Genomic DNA, 21,301 nt, shown 5'->3' on the forward strand with positions numbered 1-21,301 from the left:
AATAAAGTATCGAGAAATCAGGTTAGGTTGATATCGAGCATGCGCGATATACAGATGTTATGTTTACAAGGATAATCTTCTCATATGTACGACAAATTAAAATCTGCAAAAAAAGAATCAATTATCTTGTTGTTGGTAATTATACTGATCTCATTTCTTGTCAGCTCTATTTCAAACATCGTTTTCACTGAAGCTTACAAGGAGCACGCTATACCCTATATAGTTATTGTCTCTGCTTCTCTTTTTGTAAGTGCTCTTCTAGCCTACTTGGTTCTGACCCGTTCGCTGTCCAGTACAAGCCATAAGATAAAAATGCTATTTGCGTTTGACAAAAGCAATAATACATTTATTGACATCCCTCATTGCATGTCTAGTGTCAATGCGAGAGTTTTGTATAATCGTCTAGATGAGCCACACCAGAACCATATAGGATCAAATGCGAGGCTTATGAAGTTTATAGGTTCGGATGCTAGTAAATTTATAGATGATGTAGTGCAAATGGTTTTGGTGTGTCGACTGTTAAACCCCTGCTCATATCGAATCAAAGGATCAGTTAAGACGCCTTGCGGCTCTTTGCCTGATAGCTTGAAAGAAAACAAATTTGTTACTTCTGAATTGAAAGTTGAAGAGGGTTTGTTTTTGCCAAAAGGTTACGCCATTGAGGCGATAAACCCGAGAAAAAGCTACTTTAAAGTAAGCAGTAAATACGGATCGATAGCCTTTTCTTGGACAAACTCTATTTGCCAAACAGCTTACGATTGTGGAGCTTTTATTGATACTGTTGGTAAAATAAATTCTGAGACTTGCTTAGAAATGTATTCATTTATTGATATTGAATCAAAATTTAACTTTATTAGAATTTTGAGCCCAAAATCAAAGGAATTTGCATCTTGGGTTGCTGAGATGGAGAAGGAATTCAAAGAGTGGGATTGGAGTAGGGCACAAAAGAATCTACCCGCACTTATGTTAGCGGAGATAGCGAAGAAAATTGATGGCAGAGCATAACAATCTGTTCCAGTACATTGCGGCACCTTCGGTGCCTCCATCGGACAGCCTTTAGAGCGCTTCGCGCCCCCAAGGCTGCCGCTGAACAAGGGTGTTATGCAGTAAAACTATATCGGAGAATGAAATGCCAAACTACTGGGTTGTAGGTGCTTCTTGGGGTGGTACTGAGCACCAAGATAAGAAGTTTATTGAGCAAGGTATTTGGATGCTTGGCTGGGAGGAAGACGATCAACCTGCACAATACAAGAAAGCATCAGAAATGAAATCAGGTGATCGAATTGCCATTAAGCGTATGAAAGGGGGCGGTCAAACTGGTATTAAAATTTTTCACTTAGGCATAATCAAAGGTGTAATCTTGGAAGCCAACAAGGTTATCTGTACCGTTGATTGGGTAGCTACAAATCTGGGCAGAAACATCGACGAAAGTCGAGGCTGCTTTAAGTCCATACATGGCCCATTTGAGCATGATGAATGGGTGGAAAAAGCATTTTGCCTTTAGCTACCGGCTAGGCACAGCGACGGCTTTTCCTTTGTGGATTCGCCTTCTGAGCCGTGCGTGCTGGCAGCGTTATGCGGCAAGTATCTTCAAGATCGTTAGTTCATGAAAGATTACCAAAGTATAGAACCCACTATTTTTCACGGGCATTAAGTTGGCAACCGATATTGAGCTTAAGGCAGAGTATGCAGAGCGCTCTTGGAATTATGAGCTACCAGATCATCTAGAGCAGGCGCTTGAGGATGACTATGTCCAGAACCGGCTTTTGTATTCAGAAGCCACCTTCAAATGTATCCAGACGCTTTATTTGCTCAATCCAGAAGTGACACCGCAGATGCTGTTAAAGTTCGTGAGAGCGTGGAGTAATCTAGAGTGACATCCGCGTATCGCATAACAAACGGCTGTTGTCGCCCCTTCGGGGCTGGGGCGGCCTTCACGGCTTCGCTGCCGCCGGTTATGAGCGGCGTCAGATTTATTCGGAGCGTTTATGCCACAAATTGAGTGGATTTCTACATTAAGCACGCTGTTTGCTGGGGTTTCCGCTTTCGCTGCGGCAGCAGCAATTTACTTTCCTTGGCGAACGCAGAAAAGCCAGAAATTTTTGGATCAAGCTACACTCTCGTTAGAGCGTGCATATGAAGCACTTTCTAATGGTGGCCAAGAAATTCAACCTCCTGCCCCCGATCGCCTTAATTGGTTAACGGCTGCGAGACATATTGAGCAGTACAGACGGCTAAAGGAATTGATAAAGTGCAAGGACCACCAGCTAGTTTGTGAGGAACAGGAAGAGTATTGGCGGCATAAATTTCACGTTTGCCTTAATACTTCGAGACCTCTATTGTTGGATTATTACAGTGAACGGTTAAGGCCCCAAAGACAGTTAGGAATAGAACCAAGTTCTGCAATCATTATTCATGACTTTGCAAAGTGGCCAGATGGAAAAGAAGATCCTATTGATTCAGCGGATATAGATTCAATTCTCAAGCGAGGTAAAATTTTCCAAGGCAACATTGGACTTCGAAACTACCTTGAAACTCTGCCACACTATCGTGAAAAAATCTAACAAGCGGCTGTTATCGCCCCTTCAGGGCTGGGACGGCCTTTCCCCGCTTCGCGGCTACAAGTCCGCCCTAAAGGCGTTATGTGAGAATCCACTGTGACCATCATATGGAACCAAGTTAAGGAAAGTTTTATTGCCGACGGCAGTTTGAGAGACTTATATTTCTTCGGTTCAAACATTGAAAACTGGAAGTTATTTCTTGAAGCTGTACCTGAATCCGTCTTTCGCTACTCTCTTTATAAAAATGGCGAGCCCTGTGAAATTCTAATGAATATTGAAAGTATTTTTGCTGAAAAAGAAAACTCTTCGCTAATGCTCGACATAGAAAAAGAGGGGGTTAGCTTTAACTGCCACTTCTTCGTGGAAGAAGAAATCGAATTAGATATTTCACCTAAAGAAGTAACTGATCAATCTTCGCTAAATATCGTATTGGAGTTTATGGCTTATTTTTCACAGGCAATAGGTTTGCCATGCGTCCTAACCTATGAAAATATGCCGCAACATATAATTATTGAATGCAGTAATGAAACCGGTTCGGTGCCGACTGCAATCACATAGCAAGCGGTCGCAATACCGCTCCAGCGTTTCGCGCTTACGCTCCACAGTTTGTAAGCAGCGCATTTAGCAAATCGCTGCGCGAAGGTCATCGTAAAGCGCCACTTACAAGCTGCGGTTGAACCGAACGTTAACTGAATGAGCATAGAACAATGATGGAACCAGTTCTAAGAGTTGATGACCGAGGAGCAAGCCCGGTCGAAGGTCGTGTTGTATATGACCTGCCTAAACTTGTATGGAATCTTGGAATGATCAGTGCTGCGGTAGTTTTTGCTCCGCTTACTTTCAGTATTGACGCGTTTATTTTGTTCTTGGTTTTAACTTACTTTTCACTCCTTATAGGTCATAGCGCGGGAATGCATCGTATGATGATTCACCGAACCTATGAGTGCCACCCGCTTTTGGAAAAGCTGCTCATTTATATAGGTGTTCTTGTGGGTATGTCGGGGCCATACGGAATCATAAGAATTCATGACATAAGGGATTGGGCGCAACGTAAGGCAGAATGTCATGACTTTTTCTCCCACAAGCGGGGTTACTTCCTTGACGTGTGGTGGCAGCTAACATCAAAGTTTGTATTTAAACATCCGCCTACTGTAAATATCGAAGCTAAGTATCTCTCAGATAGGTTCTACCAGTGTCTTGAGTCTACTTGGCGGTACCACCAGCTTCTACTTGCAGTAATACTGTATTTGATCGGCGGTTGGGCGTTTGTAGTATGGGGAATCTTTGTAAGGGTGTCCGTTAGCGTCGTTGGTCATTGGTCTATTACGTACTTTTGCCACAACCCAGGCCCTGGAAAATGGCGAGTTAAAAATGCCTCTGTTCAGGCATCGAACATTCCCGGTTTAGGCCTGCTTACTTACGGGGAGTGCTGGCATAACAATCACCATGCGTTTCCAGAGTCGGCTCGCATCGGTATCGAACGTGGTCAATGTGATCCAGCATGGCGCTTCATTCAGTTTTTATCTTTTTTGGGTTTAGCAAGAAATATCGGTAAGCCAAGGGCCCTAGAATTAAGGGATGACCTTAAGAAAATCAGCTAACAAGCCAAGGCAGTGGGGCATTAAGCAAATATATGAAATTAAGTATAACTATGCTTTTGGTTGTGATGCTCAGTTCATGTGCACCATACCAAACTAAAACTGGCCAGCGTTTTTATGAAGGCAGCCCAAGTTTTTATCTGTCTGTTGCTCCTAGTTTTTCTGCCCCTAAAGAATATGAAGTAGTCGCTAACTCTTTAATCCTTAGAGCATATAGTGGAGCTGGTGGTTATAACTGGGGAAAAAGAAAGGAAAAATTAAAGAAAACATTAACTACCGCACAAGAAAAAGAAATTAGAAAATTAGCTGTAGCCGATGTAAAAGAATCAATTCAAGAAGAACAGGCAGGAGTCGAGGTAATTGTAATGGACGGAACAGGCTGGTACATATTAACTGATTATGGGCTAGGTCCATTTCTCTCGGTGTCTACAAATAATCCACCAAACAGTTTTTATGAGCTAGAGAAATATTTAGAAAGTTTATTGCAGTGAAAATAAGCAAGCTTAACTACCTGAAGTGGTCTAATTAGATCACTTCATTATTTCCTTATTTAAAAAACTTAACAGTTGGCTAATAAAAGTAGAGCGATGTAGTCAAGCAGAGTTTAAACTTTGGGCAATATAAATGAATAAATTAAAGTTTTTCTACGGTTTGCTTTTTGGACTATCTCTCTGTCTGATTATTTTCTCAAAAGCTATGGCTGATACGGCTGACATACAAATTTGTTCGGATCATCCTGATGAGTTATATGCAAGCGGAGGCGTTTGTAAAGTGCATGCGACTGTTGTTCAAGAGATATCGTCGCCAGTGTATCGCGCAATAGAGGGTTGTTTGGATGCATCAGTAAGTATCGAAAACAACGAATTCTTAGTTGATTGGAACATTGGTACTCCTCGCGCTAAAGCTCATGTTTATGAGAATGATCTAAATTATTGGATAGCTTTCAACATAAAAGGGGATGCCGGGGGCGGATTTATTTGTCTTGTAGAAAAGATAAAAAATAGAGTTGTATGGATTGAGGCTCAATATTAGATAGCAAGCTACTGCCTGGAATATAGTATGTGCTTTACATAACCGTTATGTACCACTGCACAGGTTTTTGTCCTATGACATTACTTCAATCTGGCTTTGAGCTGCTACAAAACTTCATTGATTCAGATACGGCTGCTGCGATTATCGAGGAAGTAAATCAACCGCTGTTAAATGCTCAAGGTGGCGGAATTCGAAACGCAGATAAGAAATTTAATGTAATCGCCACGCTGGCTTCATCCGACTATCTTTTAGCTCAAGCATCAAGATACTTATCAGGCTGCCCTCATTTGGTTAGAGCGATTCTTTTCGATAAGTCCTTTAACAATAATTGGCTTGTAACCTGGCATCAGGATAAAACGGTAGCGGTATCTTCAACGTTTGAAAAGGAAGGCTGGGGGCCGTGGAGCTTTAAAGATGGCGTGCACCACGTTCAGCCTCCACTGGAAGTTCTGGAATCGATGATAACGTTCCGCATTCATCTGGATGGCTCAACACGTAAGAATGGTTGTTTGAAGGTGGTGCCCAATAGCCACCGGTTGGGTCTGCTGTCACACGGCATCTACTAAAGGTGAGGTTATTGAGGCGCCAGCTTTATCAGCACTAGCAATGCGCCCTCACATTCTGCATGCGTCAAGCAAGGCTGAAGAACCATCAAGGCGGCGCATACTGCACTTGGAGTACAGCAGCTATCTTCTGTCAGAAGGAATTAGCTGGGCTTAAGTATGTTGTTTTGAAATTGATAAACCTAGGTCGGATTAGCCAAAGGCGTAATCCGACAATCCCCAAGTAAAAATATACATTTCAAAAATCAATCAAACCAACCCATTCAAATGTCTACCGTTTGCCAAGTTCCTATACCGTCGCCGCAACAACAGCATACCAACCACCCCAACAACCAATAACACACCCGAACTTGGTGCGGGTATCGGCTTTATATCCATCGTCAAAATCGATCTGCCAATCCAGATGCTGCCTTCGATTACAGTAAAGCGCGCGTCTGAATAACCCTCGCCATTGATAAAGAAAGGGTCCGGGTTAATCACAAAACCTTCCGGTTGAACTCTTCCGAAATCGAATCCATGGCCTTGAGACACCATATAAAACGGCCATTGATCTTCCCACTTTGCATTTTTTGGATCACGTATTTCGAGCTTGAGTGTAAATGAAGGCAGGGTGCCGTCGGGAACGAAGCCATACTTCCGCATATCATGCGCCAGCGTAACGAAGTGGCCTGGGTTGTACACTTTATTGAAAGTTAAAACATTCTCCACAATATAGGCATGTGAAAACGAAGCGACAAAAAGAAGAACAGCAGCAGACACTAAACGATAAATCTTCATGCCAAATCCTCCTGAAAATATTATTACTCTGGTGCCAGACAAACGCAGGTACTTTTAACACGCAAGTTATAAACCAGTTGTGTGCAGCCAATGTAATTCGCGGAGATAGCGGTAGGGCTGTCATGCGGTTCTTCAGCGCTGGAAGGGATGTTGATAAATTTATCGACATGCATTTTGAATGGATGTCGATGTCAATACCTTCTATTCGGTTATTAGGTATTACCTTCTTAAGGGGATTCCTATAGCAGCCGTGCTCTGAGCGCCTTCACCACTGAAATAAAGTGATGCTATAGTAGGTAAAATTTCACTCATAAGGAGATTTACATGCCCCAGTTTATCCGCTCATTCGTCGTTGCCTCTTCCCTTGTCATGATGATATCCCCCGCGCTTGCAGAGGAGAACGCCTGTTTGATGGAAGGCAGTTTCACCATGCTCGGGCAAACCACAGAAATTAAAGATTGCATGGAAAGCGGTGGCGTTGCCAAAGCACAATTTGTTGAGACGTGTGAAGGTATTTCCAATGCGGCTGTTGCCTTTGGTGCGGAGCCAGCCAGGATTACCTATCTTGCAGCCTGCCCCGCTGGTGCTCAGGGCTCCTGTAAAGGTTTATTCGGTTCGCCCATGACGGCGTATTACTATAAAAGAGATGCGGAAACACTCGCTGATACCAAAAAGGGTTGCGTTGCCCAAGGCGGCGAATGGCATTGATTCTGGTTGATTCCTGGCTTACGTATTTGGCAACGAAATAGCGAGAGAAAGGTAAAAGCATGAAAGCAAAAGAACGCGATGCGCTGCTGGCGATTCTAAAAGCGCGCTTTGAAGAAAACATGAATCGTCATAAAGGGCTTGCGTGGGATAAGGTCCAGGTAAGGCTTGAAGCCAATCCCAAAAAACTGGATTCGCTCTATGAAATGGAGCAAACCGGTGGCGAGCCGGATGTGGTGAGTTACGATAAAAAAACCGGCGAATATATTTTTTACGATTGCGCAGCAGAAACCCCCAAGGGGCGCCGAAGTGTGTGCTATGACCGTGAAGCACTGGACTCAAGAAAAGAACACAAGCCCGCAAACAATGCTATCGATATGGCGACCGCTATGGGGATAGAGATATTAACCGAAGAACAATACCGGGAATTGCAACAGCTCGGCACCTTCGATACAAAAACCTCAAGCTGGTTAAAAGTCCCGCCGGAGATCAGAAAGCTCGGCGGTGCCATCTTCGGTGATTCCCGTTATGGCAGGGTTTTTGTGTATCACAACGGTGCGCAGTCTTACTACAGCAGCCGCGGTTTTCGTGGGTTATTGAGGGTGTAATTGTTCAGGGACTACTTGGACGGATTGCACAGTAATCTGCCTTCTGATTCTTGTTATTAAAGTGAGATAACTGTGCGACACTTTTTATCGATAACAATAATAACGGTCTTGCCCTTGTTTGCCTGCACATCATCTGTTGAATCCGTAACAGATGACGATCCTGAAAAATATGAACAGGCGGTCGAGCTGGATAATTATTTTGCAGGTATCGATCCTGACGACGCTACCTTTGTCATCTACCATCCGGCAACAAATCATTTCATCAGACACAACCCCGCACGAGCCAGCCAGCGCTTTATTCCGGCATCAACCTATAAAATCCCCAATGCTCTTATAGCGCTGGACACCGGCGTGGCCGACAGTGCGGAGCATCGTATTCCATGGAACGGCACGGCGGCAGAAGGGTTTTGGTCGCCCACCTGGTCAAAAGATCATACGCTTCGCTCTGCGTTCAAACATTCGGTTTATTGGTATTACCAATCATTAGCGCGGGAGATCGGCGCGGAACGCATGCAGGCATATCTCGGTCAATTTCATTATGGCAATCGCTCCATAGCCGGCGGAGTAGATCAGTTCTGGCTCCACGGTGGCCTGCGTATTTCGGCGGATGAGCAGGTGCAATTCCTGGCGCGTATGTATAACGGAGAATTGGATATTTCGCCTCAGTCCGTGGCGATTGTTAAGGATCTGATGATTCTTGAAGATAAACCGACCTATCGACTCGGCGGTAAAACGGGCACCGCCGATGTTACGCCCACCCATGAGCTCGCTTGGCTGGTGGGTTATGTTGAGCGAAATAATGACGTATGGCTTTATGCACTCAATATGGAAGGTGAAGAAGTGTGGGAGCGTTGGGGAAAACCTTCGGCGCGAATAGCGTTGGTGCGTGATTTGTTACAAGAATTGCAAGTGATTCCTCTTAAGGAATAATGCGATGAAAATTGTCGACGTAGAAACAGAACTAGGCAATCGGATTATTACATCACTCAAAGCAGATGGTTGGCGAGTGGCTAAAGAATATAGCCTGCTAGCCTTTGACAAGGGCATTGATTTTGACAGCTATGTGTTGAAGAAACGCGATGCCGTGCTGGAGTTTGAGTGGACCAATTGGTTTGAGTGGGAAATTACGGGCGATCAGGAATCCTTACAGTATCTGGCTGATAAGTTCCAATTAACAATTCATTAATCTATCGGACAGGAATCGTATATGACCGAGCGAATCAGTAAAATCTCTGACTTCCTGCTTACCGATTAGTAACCTGATGGGAGCTATAAAAATGAAATCAGCACTTTATTTTATTACGGTAGTGACCAAAGATCTGAATAAGTCTATCCGGCTTTATCAAGAGGGGCTTGGTCTGCCGTTAGCTGCAAAGGGTCCAGGCGACGAGGAGCCGGTATACGCGAAGTTTGATTTACAACCCGGGTTGTCGCTGGTGCTTGTTACGGAGCAACAGTTTCAGGAGTTTACCCACATTAATACTCAGGGAAGCCGTTCAAGCCAGGTGATATTCAGCTTACCGAAGGCCTCTCGGGATGAAGTGAAAGCAGCCTATGAGCAAGCCATACAGCTGGGTGGTAAATCTTTAATCGTCCCGGCAGATCGGGAGATAGGTTATTCAGCATCACTGCTGGATCTGGATGGAAATGTGATTGAAATTATTCTTGATGAAGAGTTGCCGGAGATCATATTAGCTGAATAAATAATTGGGATCGCCAACATATCCGTTTATTCCTGATTCGCCGGCTGGATTCTCTCCAGGGTTTCATTAAACATCGCCGCTAACAATAACTCACCGTCCTCAGCGACGCGGAATTGCCCGTAACGCGCGGCTTCATAAGCCTGCGCGTGGCCTTCCTGAAAAAAGAAAGCATTGGTGGCAAATTTAACTTCACCGTTGCGCACGCGGTAGCGGAGTCTGGTTTCGTTGTCAGCGAGCGGTGTGCTGTTGTCCAGCCGTTGAAAGGTGCCTATCTTTTTTTCATCCAGCGTGACCACAACATAGCCGTCACCGGCTTCTGCGTTACGGTTCCAGCCGCGATACTCTTCCGATTTCGGCAGTGCTTCATACACTTGTTGTGCAACGCGAAAATTTAATGCCATGTAATCGCCTTGCATTAACGAACGCGGATCTACAGGGGCGAGTTCGAGGTAAACAACCTGCCCCTCTGCCAGATGGTTTTCTTTGCCGATGATGGATGCATTCACGATACCGAGTACAGCGATCAATGCCACCAGCGCAATGATTTTATTCATGGGGCTTCTCCTGCTTTACCGGAGCAAATCTCAGCAGCGACCAACGCCAGGCAAGTAACACAACGCCAATAACAAACAACGATAACGATTTATTCAATAAGCTGGTGTCGAGTAGGTAATAGTAAGTAGAGATATAAAACAGCAACGCGATAATTCCCAAACCCATCAACACGCGATTACTGTTGGCAAAGCCGAGCAGCAGTATCATCAAGCCGACGGTGATGCCGCGCGCTTCGAGCGAGACCAGGCACAGCACAAGTGTGCCGATCAAAATCACCAAGGGTGCGGGTTGTGTCAGTGTGGTGAAATAACCTTGCAGTAACTGCCAGATAAAAAACAGTACCACCAGTCCCGTTAATGCTTCGCCCATCCAGGGGGTAATAAGGGGCAGCTGCTCATTGTACCGGTAGTGCCAGATCATCAATTCCTGACCAAACAGGGTAGTGCCTTTCAGGACTATTAATGCGAGCACCAAGCCATAACCCAGCGCGTGAATTTTTTGCAGATGCGCCGCGTAGGTAAATTCTTGTAGCCACAGCCAGGCGGCACCGAACAGGATGACACTGCTGAACAGATACGGCAGTTGCGCATAGGTCAAGGCAACGGAAAATGCCAACGCGGCAACAAAGCTGGAAAAAACGCGATGGATAAAATTCGGCATCAGCCCGGCCAGCAAACACTGCATTATGCCGATCAGCCACCAGATGCTGCTGGTGTTGTCGTCGAGGAGTTCGAAGAATGAATAGGCAATCCAGCCTTGCCCGGCGAGGCTGATGGCCAGGGCGAGATGTTCTACAAATTCATTGCGCGGGATGCGCAGTAATCCATAAGCGCCAGCGACCATCAACATGCCGATGATGAGGCTGGCGCTGGTATCGCGCAGGATGATCTCGATACCGAGCGCTAAAAATGCCATCAGGAATACGGCGGCCAGCCAGCCGGAAAAAGCCAGTAGAACTTTGATGTACCAAGGGGATGACATGTCATCGCGCGCGGGCAACTCACCGTCCACTAATCCGGCGGTGAGCAATTGCGTCCACAGATGTTGTGTGTCCCGATTCATACCTGTTGCTCCCTCTGGACGCTACGCAACCACATGGCTGCAACACTGGTTAAACCGATAATCAGTAATGCCAATAATAAAAATATGCCGGCTTCATCTATACCGCTGGATAAAAAGTTCGCGAAAAAAGCAACGATCACCACAATAGCGGACAAGCAACCGCCGGCGAGCATAAAGACATCGACGTTGATTTTGCGGTAATAGAAGAATAATCCTGCCGAAAATACTAACCAGGCGAGCATTGGCCAGAGTGTCTCTGCATTGTCAAAGATGTTATGCAGCGCGAGCCAGGTAGCGGGAATGCCACAACCCACAGCAATCAATCGCACGGCCCAGGCTTCGTCAAGCCAGGATAATTTTTTGCTTAGCAATTCCCACACGATCAGCGCAGGCATATTAATCGCTAGCAATAACCAATAGAGCCCGATGTCGGACCACAACATAAAACCCCAGAGGCCATCAAAGGTGCGGTAGTACAACACGCCGCTGAGGTTGATCAATGCGAGCCACAGTATCCAGATGGCAGGAAAGCGCGCGATCAACGCCCAGGGCAACATCAGCAGTGCCCAGTTAAAAAATAACTGCCAGGGATCGGCGCCGGTCTGATAGGTCTGGCCGTAGAGCGCGAGCAAAACCCCGAGGCCGATGCAGGTGACCAGCAGCGCGACCTTGCCGATCAGGGCGTCGCGGTGCCAGCGCCAATAGGCCGCGATCCCCAACACCATAAATGCCTGTACCAGAGCAAATTTGGCAAAGCGGCCGAGGTCGGTCCAGTTGTAGGCGATAAAAAATAGCAGCGCGAAGGTGATGGCCAAACTGCCGAGCCACAGCAGCAACTTATCAATAAAGTGACGCCAGTCGGTTAGCGAGGGATGCAGGCGGGTGAGTTGCAGGGCTGCCGGAATCTGTTCTGCGGGCAGCGCGCCCTGTTCAATCAATTCCACCAGCGCATCGCGCGGTGACGGGGGCAGGGGGTTCATCGTGGGGCGTCCTTATGAACACAGGGGATGTCGCCATAGTAGTGACTGGCGCACCCGATTGCCACCGGGTGATGACCGGCGGGATCAGTCGGTCGAAGGTTCTGTGGGACGCTCCTCCTCTGCCCGCCCCACCAGTTGCTGATACCAGCCGTGGCCGATCCATACGGCGGCTATCAGGTACGGAATCGCCCCCGGCACCCACATGATCAAGCCCGCCAATTGCTGGTCCATCAGGCTGCGCGCTTCGCCGTAGAGCGGTGCGCGGGCAAAGGTCAGGACGGCGCCGAGAAAGCCGGTGTGCATCAGGGTAAACAACAGCGCCAGCAAGGCCCAGGGCGCGTGGCGGCGGCGATTGCGCAAGATCGCCCACCAGAAGAGTCCGGCAGCTAACAGAAAGCAACTGTGTTCCAGCACATGCCACCAGGGGTCGTTGACTGCCAGCATGTAGAAGTAAGGCGTGTGCCAGAACCAGATCACCGCCCCTTGCAGGTAGGCCACCAGCATCGGGTGACGGGTAAGTTTCAGCATCGGCTTCCAGCCCCAGACGAGCAACCGCCCGCTGCCGGCAACGATTTGTGCCAGGGGGCGGCTGACGACCCAGCAGGGGGCGATGATCACCAGCAGCAACATGTGCTGGGTCATGTGGGCGGCGGTGCTGGTTTCGGCCCAATGGTCCAGGGGGCCGAGCAAGGCTGCGGCGCACATCAGGGTGGCCAAATGAAACCAGAGGCTTTTAAACCGCCGGGCGGGCCGGCGCCGCGCACCGATCAGGTAGATCAGCCAGAAGCCCGCCAGCACGCCAGCACTCAGCACGCCGGCGATACGCTCACTGCCGGTGCCGCTGACCGGGCTATGCGCCAGGGCCGGCTCCATCAATAGCAAGGGAGCAAGCCAGGCCAGGGCCCGCGTTACAAGCACGGGGGCAAGCCCAGGATCGGCAGGCCGACCGCAAAGGTGGCGATAGCGGCGGTGAGGTAACCGGCAAAGGCGACCCACACCACAAACTGGCGGTTATCGGTAGTGGGCCGCGCTCGCCAGCAGCGGTAAGCCAGGCCGAGCAGGAACAAGGTGGTAAAGAGAGTAATGCCCAGCAGCACCGCGTTGATCCAGGTGACATTGCCCTGCCTCACCGAGGGGGGCGACACCGCACAGGCCACCGACATACCGCCGTACACCACAACAAACCAGACGCTCCAGATGATGAAGCCCATGGCCATCTGAATGGGATGAACAATCACATGCATCATGCACCTCCCCAACTGACGGGAAGTAAAAGAAAGGCCGCGCAGCTCGCCCAGAAGATACCCAGGGAGTAAATCCAGAAAGGACGCAGCACCACCGGTTCATAGGGCAGCCCGGCACCCACATAACCCAGGCGGACCCGCAGGGCCTGCATGGCCGTGAGGATCGGCAACAGGCCGCTGTGGATCATCAGGTAAATCAGCATCACCAACAGCACCGCATCGTGGGCTAGGCGCAGGGGTTGCAGGGCCGCCGCCAGCAATACCCACAGCAGGCTGCCCACATGTAACAGACTCAGGAATGCCGCCAGCCATAACCCGTTTTCCAGTCCTCCTGCCTGGCCACGGCTCAACCGCGCCGTGAGTCGGTTAAACCACCAGGTGGCAAGAGTGAGTAAGCTGCCACTGATCAGCAGCGGCAGCCAGGCGACCGGGTTTTCTGCCGGGACGGACCAGTTAGGCGCAACCGTCCACAGGTAAAACCAACCGAACACGAGCGACAGGTAGAGCGCGCCGTTTGCCATCAAGCTCACCACCATGCCCCACAGGCCGGGGCCGTTAGTGGTACGCGAATGTAAGGGTGGGTCTGTCGGGTCGTCAGCACGTACCGGCTCCGCGACCGGATGCGCGCCGTTATGCCAGCTCCAGCGCAGGATAAACACCAGCGCACCAATCACCGCCACCAACGCGAGTGTGTAAGCGCCTACTAACAAGCTGAGGCATAGCACCGCCAGGATGAGCGCCACCTGCAAGGGCAGCCAGGAGTTGGTGGGCAGGTGTACGATCTCTTTCATCTTGCCGGTGATGGCGTCAATACCGCAGGTTTCGCGCCGCCCATGTTCAAAGGTGGCCAGATGATGCTCACCGGCAGGAATCGTGCGCGGTAAATCCGGGTGATCCCACAGCGGGTGGCGGGTGTGCGCCTCCGGGATGCTGGCGAAGTTGTAGGAACTGGGCGGCATAGAGATGGCCCACTCCAGGGTATCCGCACCCCAGGGGTTGGGTTCGGCTTTACGACCGAAGCGAAAATGCAGGGCGATATCCACCAGGATCATGGCAATCCCAGCTGCCATCACAAACCCGCCTACCGATGACAAGAGGTTCAGCCAGTCCCAGCCCAACCCGGTATCGTAGGTGTAAATCCGGCGCGGCATGCCCATCAGGCCGGTGACGTGCATCAGCAGGAAGGTGGCGTTGAAGCCGATAAAGGTCAGCCAGAAGCCCCAGCGTCCCAGTTTCTCCGAAGGCATCCGCCCGGACAGGTGCGGCAGCCAGTAATAAAACCCGGCAATCAGCGGAAACAGCATCCCGCCCACCAGCACATAGTGCATATGAGCCACCACAAAATGGGTGTCGTGCACCTGCCAGTTAAACGGCACCAGCGCCAGCATCACGCCGGTCAGACCGCCGGCAACGAAGATCACCAGGAAGCCGATGATCCACAACATCGGCAGGGCAAACACCACCCGCCCGCTCCATAGCGTGGCCAGCCAGGCGAAGATCTGGATCGCGGTGGGGATGGCCACCAGCATGCTGGCCACCGAGAAAAATGCCTGGGCGAGATGCGGAATGCCCACGGTAAACATGTGGTGGACCCACAGGCCGAAGCTGATAAAGCCCATCAGGATGATGGCCAGTACGATCCAGCGGTAACCCACCAGAGGCCGCCGGGCAAATACCGGGATCAGGGTCGAGACGATGCCCGCCGCTGGCAGGAAGATGATGTACACCTCCGGGTGGCCGAACAGCCAGAACAAATGCTGCCAGAGCAAAGGGTCGCCACCGCGACTCACATCGAAGAACGCAAAGCCCGCTGCCCGTTCCAGCTCCAGCAGGATGCTGGCAAGGATCAGGGGCGGGAAGCCGAAGATGATCATCAGCGACATGGCGAGGATGTACCAGGCGAAGATCGGCATCTTGCCCAGGGTCATGCCCGGCGCCCGGGTGCGCAGGATCGACACCACCAGTTCGATGCCCGCAGACATGGCCGAGATCTCCACAAAGGTGATGCCCAGCAGCCAGAAATCCGGCCCTTTGCCGGGAGAGAAATTCTTGTCGCTCAACGGGGTATACATAAACCAGCCCGCATCCGGCGCCATCTCCAGCACCAGGCTGGATAGGATGATTACACCGCCGAACAGATAGCAGTAGTAACCCAGCGAGCTGATGCGCGGAAACACCAGATCCCGTGCGCCGAGCATCTTGGGGATCATGTACATCGCCAGCCCCTCCAGCACCGGGATGGCGAACAGGAACATCATCACCGTGCCGTGCATGGTGAAGATCTGGTTATAGGTGTCGGCACTGACGATGTTCTGGTTGGGTAGCGCCAGTTGGGTGCGCAGGATCATCGCCAGCACGCCGCCGATCAGGAAGAACACAATGCCAGTGACGATAAAACGCAGCCCCACGGTGGTGTGGTTTACCGCCGATAACGTGCCCCAGCCGGGCGGGTTGTCCCAAATCCGGGCCAAGCGGCGATCAAGCTCTTCCGTCGATACACGTTTCTCAGTCACGGGTACGGGCCTCCAGCCATTGGTCGAACGCCTCTGTGGGATGGGCTTCGACAGTAAATTGCATATGGGCGTGGTTCACCCCGCAGAATTCGGCGCACTGGCCGCGATAGCTGCCGGGGCGGTCCGCTTGCAGGCGCAGCACATTGGTGCGGCCGGGGATGGTGTCGAGCTTGCCACCCAGACGTGGCACCCAAAAGGCATGAATCACGTCGGCGGTGGTGAGATGGATATCCACCGGTTGGCCGACGGGAATATGAATTTCGTTGCGCAGGCTGATGCCGGTGTCGGGATAGCGCACCTCCCACCACCACTGGTGGCCGGTTACCTCAATCACCAGCGCTTCGCCGGTTTCCGGTGGTAGCGGCAACATGCGGTGGCCGATAGGGATGCCGAAAGCCAGCAACATCACGATGCTCGCCGTGGGTAGCACCAGACCGCCGCCGATAATCCAGCGGCGTTGCGCCCGCTGTTCGTCCGGGTCGTTACCCGGCTCGCCGGTGCGACGGATCGCATAAAGCCAGGAGCCGAGCACGCATAGCAACACCAGCGCCGCGAAGGCAAACATGCTCCACCACAAGATGGCCACCGCCTGAGCACTACCGCTGGCCGGATCGAGGGCAGAATAAGGGCCGGAACAGGCTGTCAGGCAGAGGCCGGTAAGTGCCAGCCCGGCCCTTCCGGCGACGCCTGGGCAAGCGGCTGCGAGCCAGTGGATGCTGGCGCACGGAGTGGGCGCCGCGTCGCGCGCTAGGATGGCCAGCATCTGTTCCGCCAACTTTTTCGCCGCAGGAGGCAACCCATGGCGCTCGAAGCCATCAACAGTCGCATGGCCATTCGCGGTCATCCGATTCACCCGATGCTGATCCACTTTCCGGTGGCGGCCCTGTTGGGGCTGATTGCCACCGACCTGGCGTACATCGTCAGCGGTGATTATTTCTGGGCTCGCGCCAGCCTCTGGTTGGCTGGCATCGGTGCATTGGGTGGCTGGGTTTCCGGTTTTGCGGGTTTGATTGATCTGCTCAGCGTGAGTCAGATCCGCCGCCTGATCACCGCCTGGTGCCACGCGATCCTGGCGGTGATGCTGTTGTCCCTTGCCTCGCTCAACTGGCTGTTCCGCCTGGACGCCGCGGATGTAAACATCCTGCCATGGGGGGTGTATTTGTCGTTCCTCACCGGTGTGCTGATCGCCAGCGCCAGTTACCTGGGCGGACGCCTGGTGTACGAACACGCCGTAGGGGTTGAGGTCGAGGAGCCGCCGGGGCTGTTGTAAGGGCTGATTCACACCCATTCTCCCCGCATGGGTTTGGCGAGCACCATCCACACAATCAAGGTCATCAATACACAGAGGATGCTGCCCAGCAGGCAACACCAGAAATGAACGCGCCGCTCGCTCTGATGCTCTGCGCGCAGGATCAGCAGCCCGCTAAAGGCGTGGCAGATCACCAGGCCTGTGACGAGCGTTAACTTGGCAATCAACCAGACCTCTATCGTGCGGTTGATCAGAAACACGAGGGTGCCGGCAATGATCGCCAGCAGCGCCGCCGGTGTTGCGATACGCACAAACACGTACCGGGCGACGGCATTGTGTTCATAACGCAACTCGCGGATATCCAGTTTTTCGCGGGTATTGGATGCAATTAATGCCGGCAGGTACAGCAGGGCTGCACACCAGAACAGCAGTGCGATGATATGCAGCACGAGAAACCAAAGCATCAGGATGCCATCTCCCTTAAAGTCCTGTGATTACACGGAAATGGCGCGCAGAAGCCGCCGCCGGCGTCCGCAGTATCTAATAGGCTCTGGTGAAACTCAGTGCGATGGGTGACATAGGTGCGGTGCTGGATGCAGATGCGATGTGGAGGGTATACGTAGGTCGGATTAGCGCAGCGTAATCCGACAACCGGGCAAGGAAACATGTCGGATTACGCTAACGCTAATCCGACCTACATGAATATCGCCAATGTCGCCCGTAGGTCGCATTAGGCGCACCGCGCCGTAATCCGACAGGGAATTCGCTCTCGTAGGTCGCATTAGGCGCGTCAGCGCCGTAATCCGACACCACCGTTAAAAATAGAGATACGCCATCACCAAAGCCAAGCCCCACCCCACTAACGCAATCCACTTCCACACCCGTTCAGGGTGCCGTTCCATCAGCGGCTTTTGCTTGGCCGTAAGCCAGGCGGGGTTAGGTCGCTTGATATCCTGCAACCATTCGGACAGCGCTTCATAACGACCGTTGGGATGGATATCCAGCGCTTTTTCCAGCGCCTGGTCCAGCCAGTTGGGCACCAGCGGGTTGTATTGCATGGCGGAGGTATAAGTCAGGCGCTGAAAACTTTTCAGGTCCATCGCCTTGCTGTACTGGTTGCCGTAGGGCAACTTGCCGGTGAGCATTTCGTACAGCAACACCGCCAGCGAAAACTGATCCGAACGCGGCCCGACCTTGCCGCCGTAGCGGTATTCCGGTGCGGAATAATCGAGGGTGCCGAGAATCTTGTCGCGCAGAAACGGCGCGCCCATCTCCTGGATGCCCGCCACCCAACAGGAACCGAAATCCACAATCATGGCGCCCTTGCTGCTGATGACGATGTTGTCCGGTTTTAAATCCTGGTGCAGGGTTTCCTTGCGATGAAAGGCACGGATGCCACGCGCCAGATGTTCGGTTAATTCCACCGCATCACTGATTGCCAGGGTGCCGCGCTCTTTTAACAACTGCGTGAGCGTCGGGCCGGGAATATATTCGGTGAGGTAATACAAACAGGAGCGCGCCGCTGGCGGTGTTACCACGCGCGCGACGTGCGGGCTTTGAATGCGCGCACCAACCCAGGATTCCAAGGCAAAGCGTTCGATGTACGCGGGGTCATCCTGAAAAATTACCGAAGGCGTCTTCATCACCAGCAACTGATTTTTTTCATCGCTGACCAGATACACCTGACTGCGATTGGATTCGTGCAGGATTTTTTTCACCGTCAGCCCATCGATTTGCTGGCCGGGTGATAACAAGGGCGGAAACGGCAAGCGCGACAACACCTGCATCGCATCTGTCTGGCTGGCGCTGCCCAGTTGCTCGATACACGCCACCTGAATGCTGAGGTTGTCATCACTGTTGTGTTGCAGGGCTGCCGCGATAGCCGCGCTGCACAAGTGCTCAAGGTCATCGCGGTGTTGCTGAATCAACGCGGAAAATTCGTTGGTGGGAATCGCCTCGTGGATGCCGTCGCAGGTCAGGATAAACAAGTCGCCCACCTGCAATTCCACGGTGTGCATATCAATCTCCAATGACGGATCAGCACCCAGCGCGCGGCTTAAATAATTCGTGGTGCGATCAATGCGTTGGGTGTGGTCGCGGGTAAGTGGTTCGAGCGAACCATCGCGCAGGCGATACACGCGCGTGTCACCCACATGAAAAATAAAACCGCTGTCGCCTTTGAGAATCAGCGCCGAAAAGGTACTGAGATAGCCTTCGCCATACACGCTGTTCTGGCTGCGGCCCCACAAACTGCTGTTGAGCGATTGAATCACGCGCACCGCCGATTGCTGCGTGCGCCAGGTGTCCGGCGTGGCGTAATAGTCGGTAAGAAAACCGGTGATGGCCGTCTGGCTTGCCTCGCGCGCCGCTTCACTGCTGCTGACGCCATCGGCAATTGCGATGGCGATGCCTTTGCTGGTCAGTGCGGCGCCGTCCGGCAGGCGTGCGCCTACCGTATCCTGATTCTCCGGTTTGCGTCCCGCCTCACTGCGCTGCGCAAACCGAATCTGCAACGCCGACTGCAAATGTTCCATAAATTGCTTAGGTCAACTCAATCTGCTGCACACTCCCATCCGCCATTACTTCCGTCATATGCCCTTGCGGTTCTTTTAAAAATTGCACAAACCCGAGCACCGTAATTGCCGTTGCCGTGATAATCAAAAAGAAAGTACCGATATCCACAAAACTGTATACCGTCAAAAAGGTCACGCCACCCACATTACCATAAGCACCGGTCATGCCTGCAATCTGGCCCGTCATACGCCGCTTGACCAAAGGCACCATCGCAAATACCGCGCCGCAACCAGCTTGTACAAACAGCGAACAAATAATCACCGCCGCGAACGCAAAAAATAACGGCCAGGTCGCGGTGATTTGTGACATCAATAAATAACCGACCGCCACACCGGCGAGGATAATCGACATGGAACGGCGGCGCCCGAAGCGGTCACTGAACCAACCGCCACCGGGGCGCGCCACCAGATTCATAATCGCAAACGAACCACCCAGCATACTCGCCTGCGCCAATGACAAATTGGTAAAGGTTTCCAGAAAAAACGCGGGCAATACCGACACCACCGCCAACTCGGAACCGAAGGTCACAAAGTACGCCCAGTTTAAAATCGCCACTTGTTTGAATTCATATTTATCGTGCTGCGGCGCGCCGTTTTTCAGCATGTCTTTGTTGACGCGATAAATTTGTGAAAATTGAAATAAAAATAACGCCAGCAAAACACCGTAGAGCACATAACTGGTGGTGTAACTTAATAAGCCCAATTCATGGGGCGATAATTTCCAGGCGAGGATCGCCAGTACAACATACATGGGTACATTCATCGCCACATAAAACCAGAAATCTTTTTTGCTGGTGACTTCCAGGCCGCCGGATTTTTTGGGTTTGAAATAGGTGGAGCCCTTGGGGGTGTTGCGCGCGGCGTAATAAAAAAATCCACCAAAGAGCATGGCGAGCACGCCGGTGGTGCCGATGGCATAACGCCAACCGAATTGGCCACCGAAGATCGTCAAGGCTAACAGCGGCACCAGAAAAGCAGCTGCTGCCGCACCGAAATTACCCCAACCGCCATAAATGCCTTCCGCCAGACCCACCTGCCGTGCAGGAAACCATTCACCCACCAGACGAATACCGATGACAAAACCTGCGCCGACAAACCCCAACAGGAAACGAAACAGCGCCAGTTGTTCAAAGGATTGTGCACTGGCAAATGCCAGACACAACAAACCGGACGCGACCAATAAACCACTGTAAATAGCGCGTGGCCCGAATTTATCCACCAGGATTCCGATCACAATCCGCGCCGGAATGGTCAACGCAATGTTCATGATCAACAAGGCTTTCCACTGCGCTTCTGTCATGGCAAAGGCTTCCATGATCAGCGGCTTGAGCGGCGCCAGGTTGAACCAGATCATGAAGGTCAGGAAAAACGCAAACCAGGACAAATGCAGAATGCGGATGGAAGGTTGCGACAGGTCGAGCAGATTCAATTTAGCGGGGCTCATGAAACATCATCCATTGGGCAAGTCGGCGGACGGCGTCGGCCGGTGTTCAAATTTGGGTCACGATTTTTGCCACAAAATGAGCGCAAGGGATAACGGTTTTCATATTGTGCGCTCTTGTGTGGCGTTTTTGATTT

26 protein-coding genes are annotated in these 21,301 nt (G+C 51.4%); 15 read left to right on the forward strand and 11 right to left on the reverse strand.

What is annotated here, in order from left to right; all coding sequences use genetic code 11:
• Nucleotides 1-84: 84 nt before the first annotated feature.
• From ACSV5M_RS02645 to ACSV5M_RS02685, 9 genes are all read left to right on the forward strand, one after another.
• Nucleotides 85-1,005: a hypothetical protein gene (locus tag ACSV5M_RS02645; protein ID WP_439173977.1), complete on the forward strand. Its 921-nt coding sequence runs from the start codon at nucleotides 85-87 to the stop codon at nucleotides 1,003-1,005.
• A gap of 124 nt (nucleotides 1,006-1,129) precedes the next feature.
• Nucleotides 1,130-1,504 carry a hypothetical protein gene (locus ACSV5M_RS02650; protein WP_439173978.1) on the forward strand — a complete coding sequence of 125 codons (375 nt, stop codon included), beginning with the start codon at nucleotides 1,130-1,132 and terminating at the stop codon, nucleotides 1,502-1,504.
• Nucleotides 1,505-1,655: 151 nt separating this feature from the next.
• Nucleotides 1,656-1,877 carry a hypothetical protein gene (locus tag ACSV5M_RS02655; RefSeq protein ID WP_439173979.1) on the forward strand — a complete coding sequence of 74 codons (222 nt, stop codon included), beginning with the start codon at nucleotides 1,656-1,658 and terminating at the stop codon, nucleotides 1,875-1,877.
• A 111-nt stretch (nucleotides 1,878-1,988) separates the two neighbouring features.
• Nucleotides 1,989-2,564 (forward strand): hypothetical protein, encoded by a 576-nt coding sequence (locus ACSV5M_RS02660; RefSeq protein WP_439173980.1) that lies wholly within the window; start codon nucleotides 1,989-1,991, stop codon nucleotides 2,562-2,564.
• A gap of 93 nt (nucleotides 2,565-2,657) precedes the next feature.
• A complete protein-coding gene (locus ACSV5M_RS02665; RefSeq protein WP_439173982.1) occupies nucleotides 2,658-3,119 on the forward strand; it encodes a hypothetical protein in 462 nt (153 codons plus the stop codon).
• Between the two features lie 149 nt (nucleotides 3,120-3,268).
• Nucleotides 3,269-4,162: an acyl-CoA desaturase gene (locus ACSV5M_RS02670; protein ID WP_439173984.1), complete on the forward strand. Its 894-nt coding sequence runs from the start codon at nucleotides 3,269-3,271 to the stop codon at nucleotides 4,160-4,162.
• Nucleotides 4,163-4,194: 32 nt separating this feature from the next.
• The gene (locus ACSV5M_RS02675) at nucleotides 4,195-4,650 is read left to right on the forward strand and encodes a hypothetical protein (protein ID WP_439173985.1); all 456 of its coding nucleotides are present in this window, start codon (nucleotides 4,195-4,197) and stop codon (nucleotides 4,648-4,650) included.
• A 133-nt stretch (nucleotides 4,651-4,783) separates the two neighbouring features.
• Nucleotides 4,784-5,191, forward strand: coding sequence for a hypothetical protein (locus tag ACSV5M_RS02680; protein WP_439173986.1), 408 nt, complete (start codon nucleotides 4,784-4,786; stop codon nucleotides 5,189-5,191).
• Between the two features lie 74 nt (nucleotides 5,192-5,265).
• On the forward strand, nucleotides 5,266-5,757 hold the full coding sequence (locus ACSV5M_RS02685; RefSeq protein WP_439173988.1) for a phytanoyl-CoA dioxygenase family protein: 492 nt from the start codon (nucleotides 5,266-5,268) through the stop codon (nucleotides 5,755-5,757).
• Nucleotides 5,758-6,003: 246 nt separating this feature from the next.
• On the opposite strand, the gene ACSV5M_RS02690 is transcribed toward ACSV5M_RS02685, so the two are convergent.
• Nucleotides 6,004-6,531 carry a PEP-CTERM sorting domain-containing protein gene (locus tag ACSV5M_RS02690; protein WP_439173989.1) on the reverse strand — a complete coding sequence of 176 codons (528 nt, stop codon included), beginning with the start codon at nucleotides 6,529-6,531 and terminating at the stop codon, nucleotides 6,004-6,006.
• Nucleotides 6,532-6,855: 324 nt separating this feature from the next.
• Between ACSV5M_RS02690 and ACSV5M_RS02695 the strand changes: the two genes are divergently transcribed.
• The 5 genes from ACSV5M_RS02695 (at nucleotide 6,856) to ACSV5M_RS02715 (ending at nucleotide 9,547) form a co-directional block, all read left to right on the forward strand.
• The gene (locus tag ACSV5M_RS02695; protein WP_439173991.1) at nucleotides 6,856-7,239 is read left to right on the forward strand and encodes a hypothetical protein; all 384 of its coding nucleotides are present in this window, start codon (nucleotides 6,856-6,858) and stop codon (nucleotides 7,237-7,239) included.
• Nucleotides 7,240-7,298: 59 nt separating this feature from the next.
• Nucleotides 7,299-7,844 carry a DUF4256 domain-containing protein gene (locus tag ACSV5M_RS02700; RefSeq protein ID WP_439173992.1) on the forward strand — a complete coding sequence of 182 codons (546 nt, stop codon included), beginning with the start codon at nucleotides 7,299-7,301 and terminating at the stop codon, nucleotides 7,842-7,844.
• Between the two features lie 72 nt (nucleotides 7,845-7,916).
• A complete protein-coding gene (locus ACSV5M_RS02705) occupies nucleotides 7,917-8,774 on the forward strand; it encodes a penicillin-binding transpeptidase domain-containing protein (protein WP_439173993.1) in 858 nt (285 codons plus the stop codon).
• Between the two features lie 4 nt (nucleotides 8,775-8,778).
• Nucleotides 8,779-9,030 (forward strand): hypothetical protein, encoded by a 252-nt coding sequence (locus ACSV5M_RS02710; protein ID WP_439173994.1) that lies wholly within the window; start codon nucleotides 8,779-8,781, stop codon nucleotides 9,028-9,030.
• A 91-nt stretch (nucleotides 9,031-9,121) separates the two neighbouring features.
• Nucleotides 9,122-9,547: a VOC family protein gene (locus ACSV5M_RS02715; protein WP_439173996.1), complete on the forward strand. Its 426-nt coding sequence runs from the start codon at nucleotides 9,122-9,124 to the stop codon at nucleotides 9,545-9,547.
• Between the two features lie 26 nt (nucleotides 9,548-9,573).
• Here the strand turns inward: ACSV5M_RS02715 and ACSV5M_RS02720 are convergent, their stop codons facing one another.
• The 7 genes from ACSV5M_RS02720 to coxB all read right to left on the reverse strand — a co-directional run bounded on the left by ACSV5M_RS02720 (nucleotide 9,574) and on the right by coxB (nucleotide 16,745).
• Nucleotides 9,574-10,101, reverse strand: a complete 528-nt coding sequence (locus ACSV5M_RS02720) for a GDYXXLXY domain-containing protein (protein ID WP_439173997.1) — start codon at nucleotides 10,099-10,101, stop codon at nucleotides 9,574-9,576.
• On the reverse strand, nucleotides 10,094-11,164 hold the full coding sequence (locus tag ACSV5M_RS02725; protein ID WP_439173998.1) for a DUF4401 domain-containing protein: 1,071 nt from the start codon (nucleotides 11,162-11,164) through the stop codon (nucleotides 10,094-10,096). Before ACSV5M_RS02725 ends, ACSV5M_RS02720 begins: the two co-directional genes overlap by 8 nt.
• On the reverse strand, nucleotides 11,161-12,144 hold the full coding sequence (locus ACSV5M_RS02730) for a DUF2157 domain-containing protein (RefSeq protein ID WP_439173999.1): 984 nt from the start codon (nucleotides 12,142-12,144) through the stop codon (nucleotides 11,161-11,163). The genes ACSV5M_RS02725 and ACSV5M_RS02730 overlap by 4 nt, the downstream gene beginning before the upstream one ends.
• An 84-nt stretch (nucleotides 12,145-12,228) precedes the next feature.
• Nucleotides 12,229-13,017, reverse strand: a complete 789-nt coding sequence (locus ACSV5M_RS02735) for a cytochrome c oxidase assembly protein (protein ID WP_439174026.1) — start codon at nucleotides 13,015-13,017, stop codon at nucleotides 12,229-12,231.
• A gap of 35 nt (nucleotides 13,018-13,052) precedes the next feature.
• Nucleotides 13,053-13,391: a hypothetical protein gene (locus ACSV5M_RS02740; RefSeq protein WP_439174000.1), complete on the reverse strand. Its 339-nt coding sequence runs from the start codon at nucleotides 13,389-13,391 to the stop codon at nucleotides 13,053-13,055.
• Nucleotides 13,388-15,901, reverse strand: a complete 2,514-nt coding sequence (ctaD, locus tag ACSV5M_RS02745) for a cytochrome c oxidase subunit I (RefSeq protein ID WP_439174001.1) — start codon at nucleotides 15,899-15,901, stop codon at nucleotides 13,388-13,390. Before ctaD ends, ACSV5M_RS02740 begins: the two co-directional genes overlap by 4 nt.
• On the reverse strand, nucleotides 15,894-16,745 hold the full coding sequence (gene coxB / locus ACSV5M_RS02750; protein WP_439174002.1) for a cytochrome c oxidase subunit II: 852 nt from the start codon (nucleotides 16,743-16,745) through the stop codon (nucleotides 15,894-15,896). The genes ctaD and coxB overlap by 8 nt, the downstream gene beginning before the upstream one ends.
• On the opposite strand from coxB, the gene ACSV5M_RS02755 reads away from it, so the two are divergent.
• The gene (locus tag ACSV5M_RS02755; protein ID WP_439174003.1) at nucleotides 16,701-17,171 is read left to right on the forward strand and encodes a DUF2231 domain-containing protein; all 471 of its coding nucleotides are present in this window, start codon (nucleotides 16,701-16,703) and stop codon (nucleotides 17,169-17,171) included. The genes coxB and ACSV5M_RS02755 overlap by 45 nt on opposite strands.
• Nucleotides 17,172-17,179: 8 nt before the next feature.
• On the opposite strand, the gene ACSV5M_RS02760 is transcribed toward ACSV5M_RS02755, so the two are convergent.
• From ACSV5M_RS02760 to ACSV5M_RS02770, 3 genes are all read right to left on the reverse strand, one after another.
• Nucleotides 17,180-17,614 (reverse strand): CopD family protein, encoded by a 435-nt coding sequence (locus ACSV5M_RS02760; protein WP_439174005.1) that lies wholly within the window; start codon nucleotides 17,612-17,614, stop codon nucleotides 17,180-17,182.
• A 351-nt stretch (nucleotides 17,615-17,965) separates the two neighbouring features.
• A complete protein-coding gene (locus ACSV5M_RS02765) occupies nucleotides 17,966-19,684 on the reverse strand; it encodes a protein kinase domain-containing protein (RefSeq protein ID WP_439174007.1) in 1,719 nt (572 codons plus the stop codon).
• A 7-nt stretch (nucleotides 19,685-19,691) separates the two neighbouring features.
• Nucleotides 19,692-21,167, reverse strand: coding sequence for an MFS transporter (locus ACSV5M_RS02770; protein ID WP_439174008.1), 1,476 nt, complete (start codon nucleotides 21,165-21,167; stop codon nucleotides 19,692-19,694).
• Between the last annotated feature and the right edge of the window lie 134 nt (nucleotides 21,168-21,301).

The sequence above is a fragment of the Cellvibrio sp. ARAG 10.3 genome (assembly GCF_051846955.1).
Lineage (GTDB): Bacteria > Pseudomonadota > Gammaproteobacteria > Pseudomonadales > Cellvibrionaceae > Cellvibrio.

Excerpts from the sequence above, each read along its gene's own strand:
- ACSV5M_RS02715 (WP_439173996.1), top strand. The coding sequence starts at position 9,122 with ATGAAATCAGCACTTTATTTTATTACGGTAGTGACCAAAGATCTGAAT.
- ACSV5M_RS02700 (WP_439173992.1), top strand. The coding sequence starts at position 7,299 with ATGAAAGCAAAAGAACGCGATGCGCTGCTGGCGATTCTAAAAGCGCGC.
- ACSV5M_RS02725 (WP_439173998.1), bottom strand. The coding sequence starts at position 11,164 with ATGAATCGGGACACACAACATCTGTGGACGCAATTGCTCACCGCCGGA.
- ACSV5M_RS02730 (WP_439173999.1), bottom strand. The coding sequence starts at position 12,144 with ATGAACCCCCTGCCCCCGTCACCGCGCGATGCGCTGGTGGAATTGATT.
- ACSV5M_RS02650 (WP_439173978.1), top strand. The coding sequence starts at position 1,130 with ATGCCAAACTACTGGGTTGTAGGTGCTTCTTGGGGTGGTACTGAGCAC.
- ACSV5M_RS02765 (WP_439174007.1), bottom strand. The coding sequence starts at position 19,684 with ATGGAACATTTGCAGTCGGCGTTGCAGATTCGGTTTGCGCAGCGCAGT.
- ACSV5M_RS02735 (WP_439174026.1), bottom strand. The coding sequence starts at position 13,017 with ATGGAGCCGGCCCTGGCGCATAGCCCGGTCAGCGGCACCGGCAGTGAG.
- ACSV5M_RS02670 (WP_439173984.1), top strand. The coding sequence starts at position 3,269 with ATGATGGAACCAGTTCTAAGAGTTGATGACCGAGGAGCAAGCCCGGTC.
- ACSV5M_RS02740 (WP_439174000.1), bottom strand. The coding sequence starts at position 13,391 with ATGATGCATGTGATTGTTCATCCCATTCAGATGGCCATGGGCTTCATC.
- ACSV5M_RS02760 (WP_439174005.1), bottom strand. The coding sequence starts at position 17,614 with ATGCTTTGGTTTCTCGTGCTGCATATCATCGCACTGCTGTTCTGGTGT.
- ACSV5M_RS02675 (WP_439173985.1), top strand. The coding sequence starts at position 4,195 with ATGAAATTAAGTATAACTATGCTTTTGGTTGTGATGCTCAGTTCATGT.
- ACSV5M_RS02685 (WP_439173988.1), top strand. The coding sequence starts at position 5,266 with ATGACATTACTTCAATCTGGCTTTGAGCTGCTACAAAACTTCATTGAT.
- ACSV5M_RS02695 (WP_439173991.1), top strand. The coding sequence starts at position 6,856 with ATGCCCCAGTTTATCCGCTCATTCGTCGTTGCCTCTTCCCTTGTCATG.
- ACSV5M_RS02755 (WP_439174003.1), top strand. The coding sequence starts at position 16,701 with ATGGCGCTCGAAGCCATCAACAGTCGCATGGCCATTCGCGGTCATCCG.
- ACSV5M_RS02645 (WP_439173977.1), top strand. The coding sequence starts at position 85 with ATGTACGACAAATTAAAATCTGCAAAAAAAGAATCAATTATCTTGTTG.
- ACSV5M_RS02690 (WP_439173989.1), bottom strand. The coding sequence starts at position 6,531 with ATGAAGATTTATCGTTTAGTGTCTGCTGCTGTTCTTCTTTTTGTCGCT.
- ACSV5M_RS02680 (WP_439173986.1), top strand. The coding sequence starts at position 4,784 with ATGAATAAATTAAAGTTTTTCTACGGTTTGCTTTTTGGACTATCTCTC.
- ACSV5M_RS02720 (WP_439173997.1), bottom strand. The coding sequence starts at position 10,101 with ATGAATAAAATCATTGCGCTGGTGGCATTGATCGCTGTACTCGGTATC.
- ACSV5M_RS02660 (WP_439173980.1), top strand. The coding sequence starts at position 1,989 with ATGCCACAAATTGAGTGGATTTCTACATTAAGCACGCTGTTTGCTGGG.
- ACSV5M_RS02710 (WP_439173994.1), top strand. The coding sequence starts at position 8,779 with ATGAAAATTGTCGACGTAGAAACAGAACTAGGCAATCGGATTATTACA.
- coxB (WP_439174002.1), bottom strand. The coding sequence starts at position 16,745 with ATGACCGCGAATGGCCATGCGACTGTTGATGGCTTCGAGCGCCATGGG.
- ACSV5M_RS02770 (WP_439174008.1), bottom strand. The coding sequence starts at position 21,167 with ATGAGCCCCGCTAAATTGAATCTGCTCGACCTGTCGCAACCTTCCATC.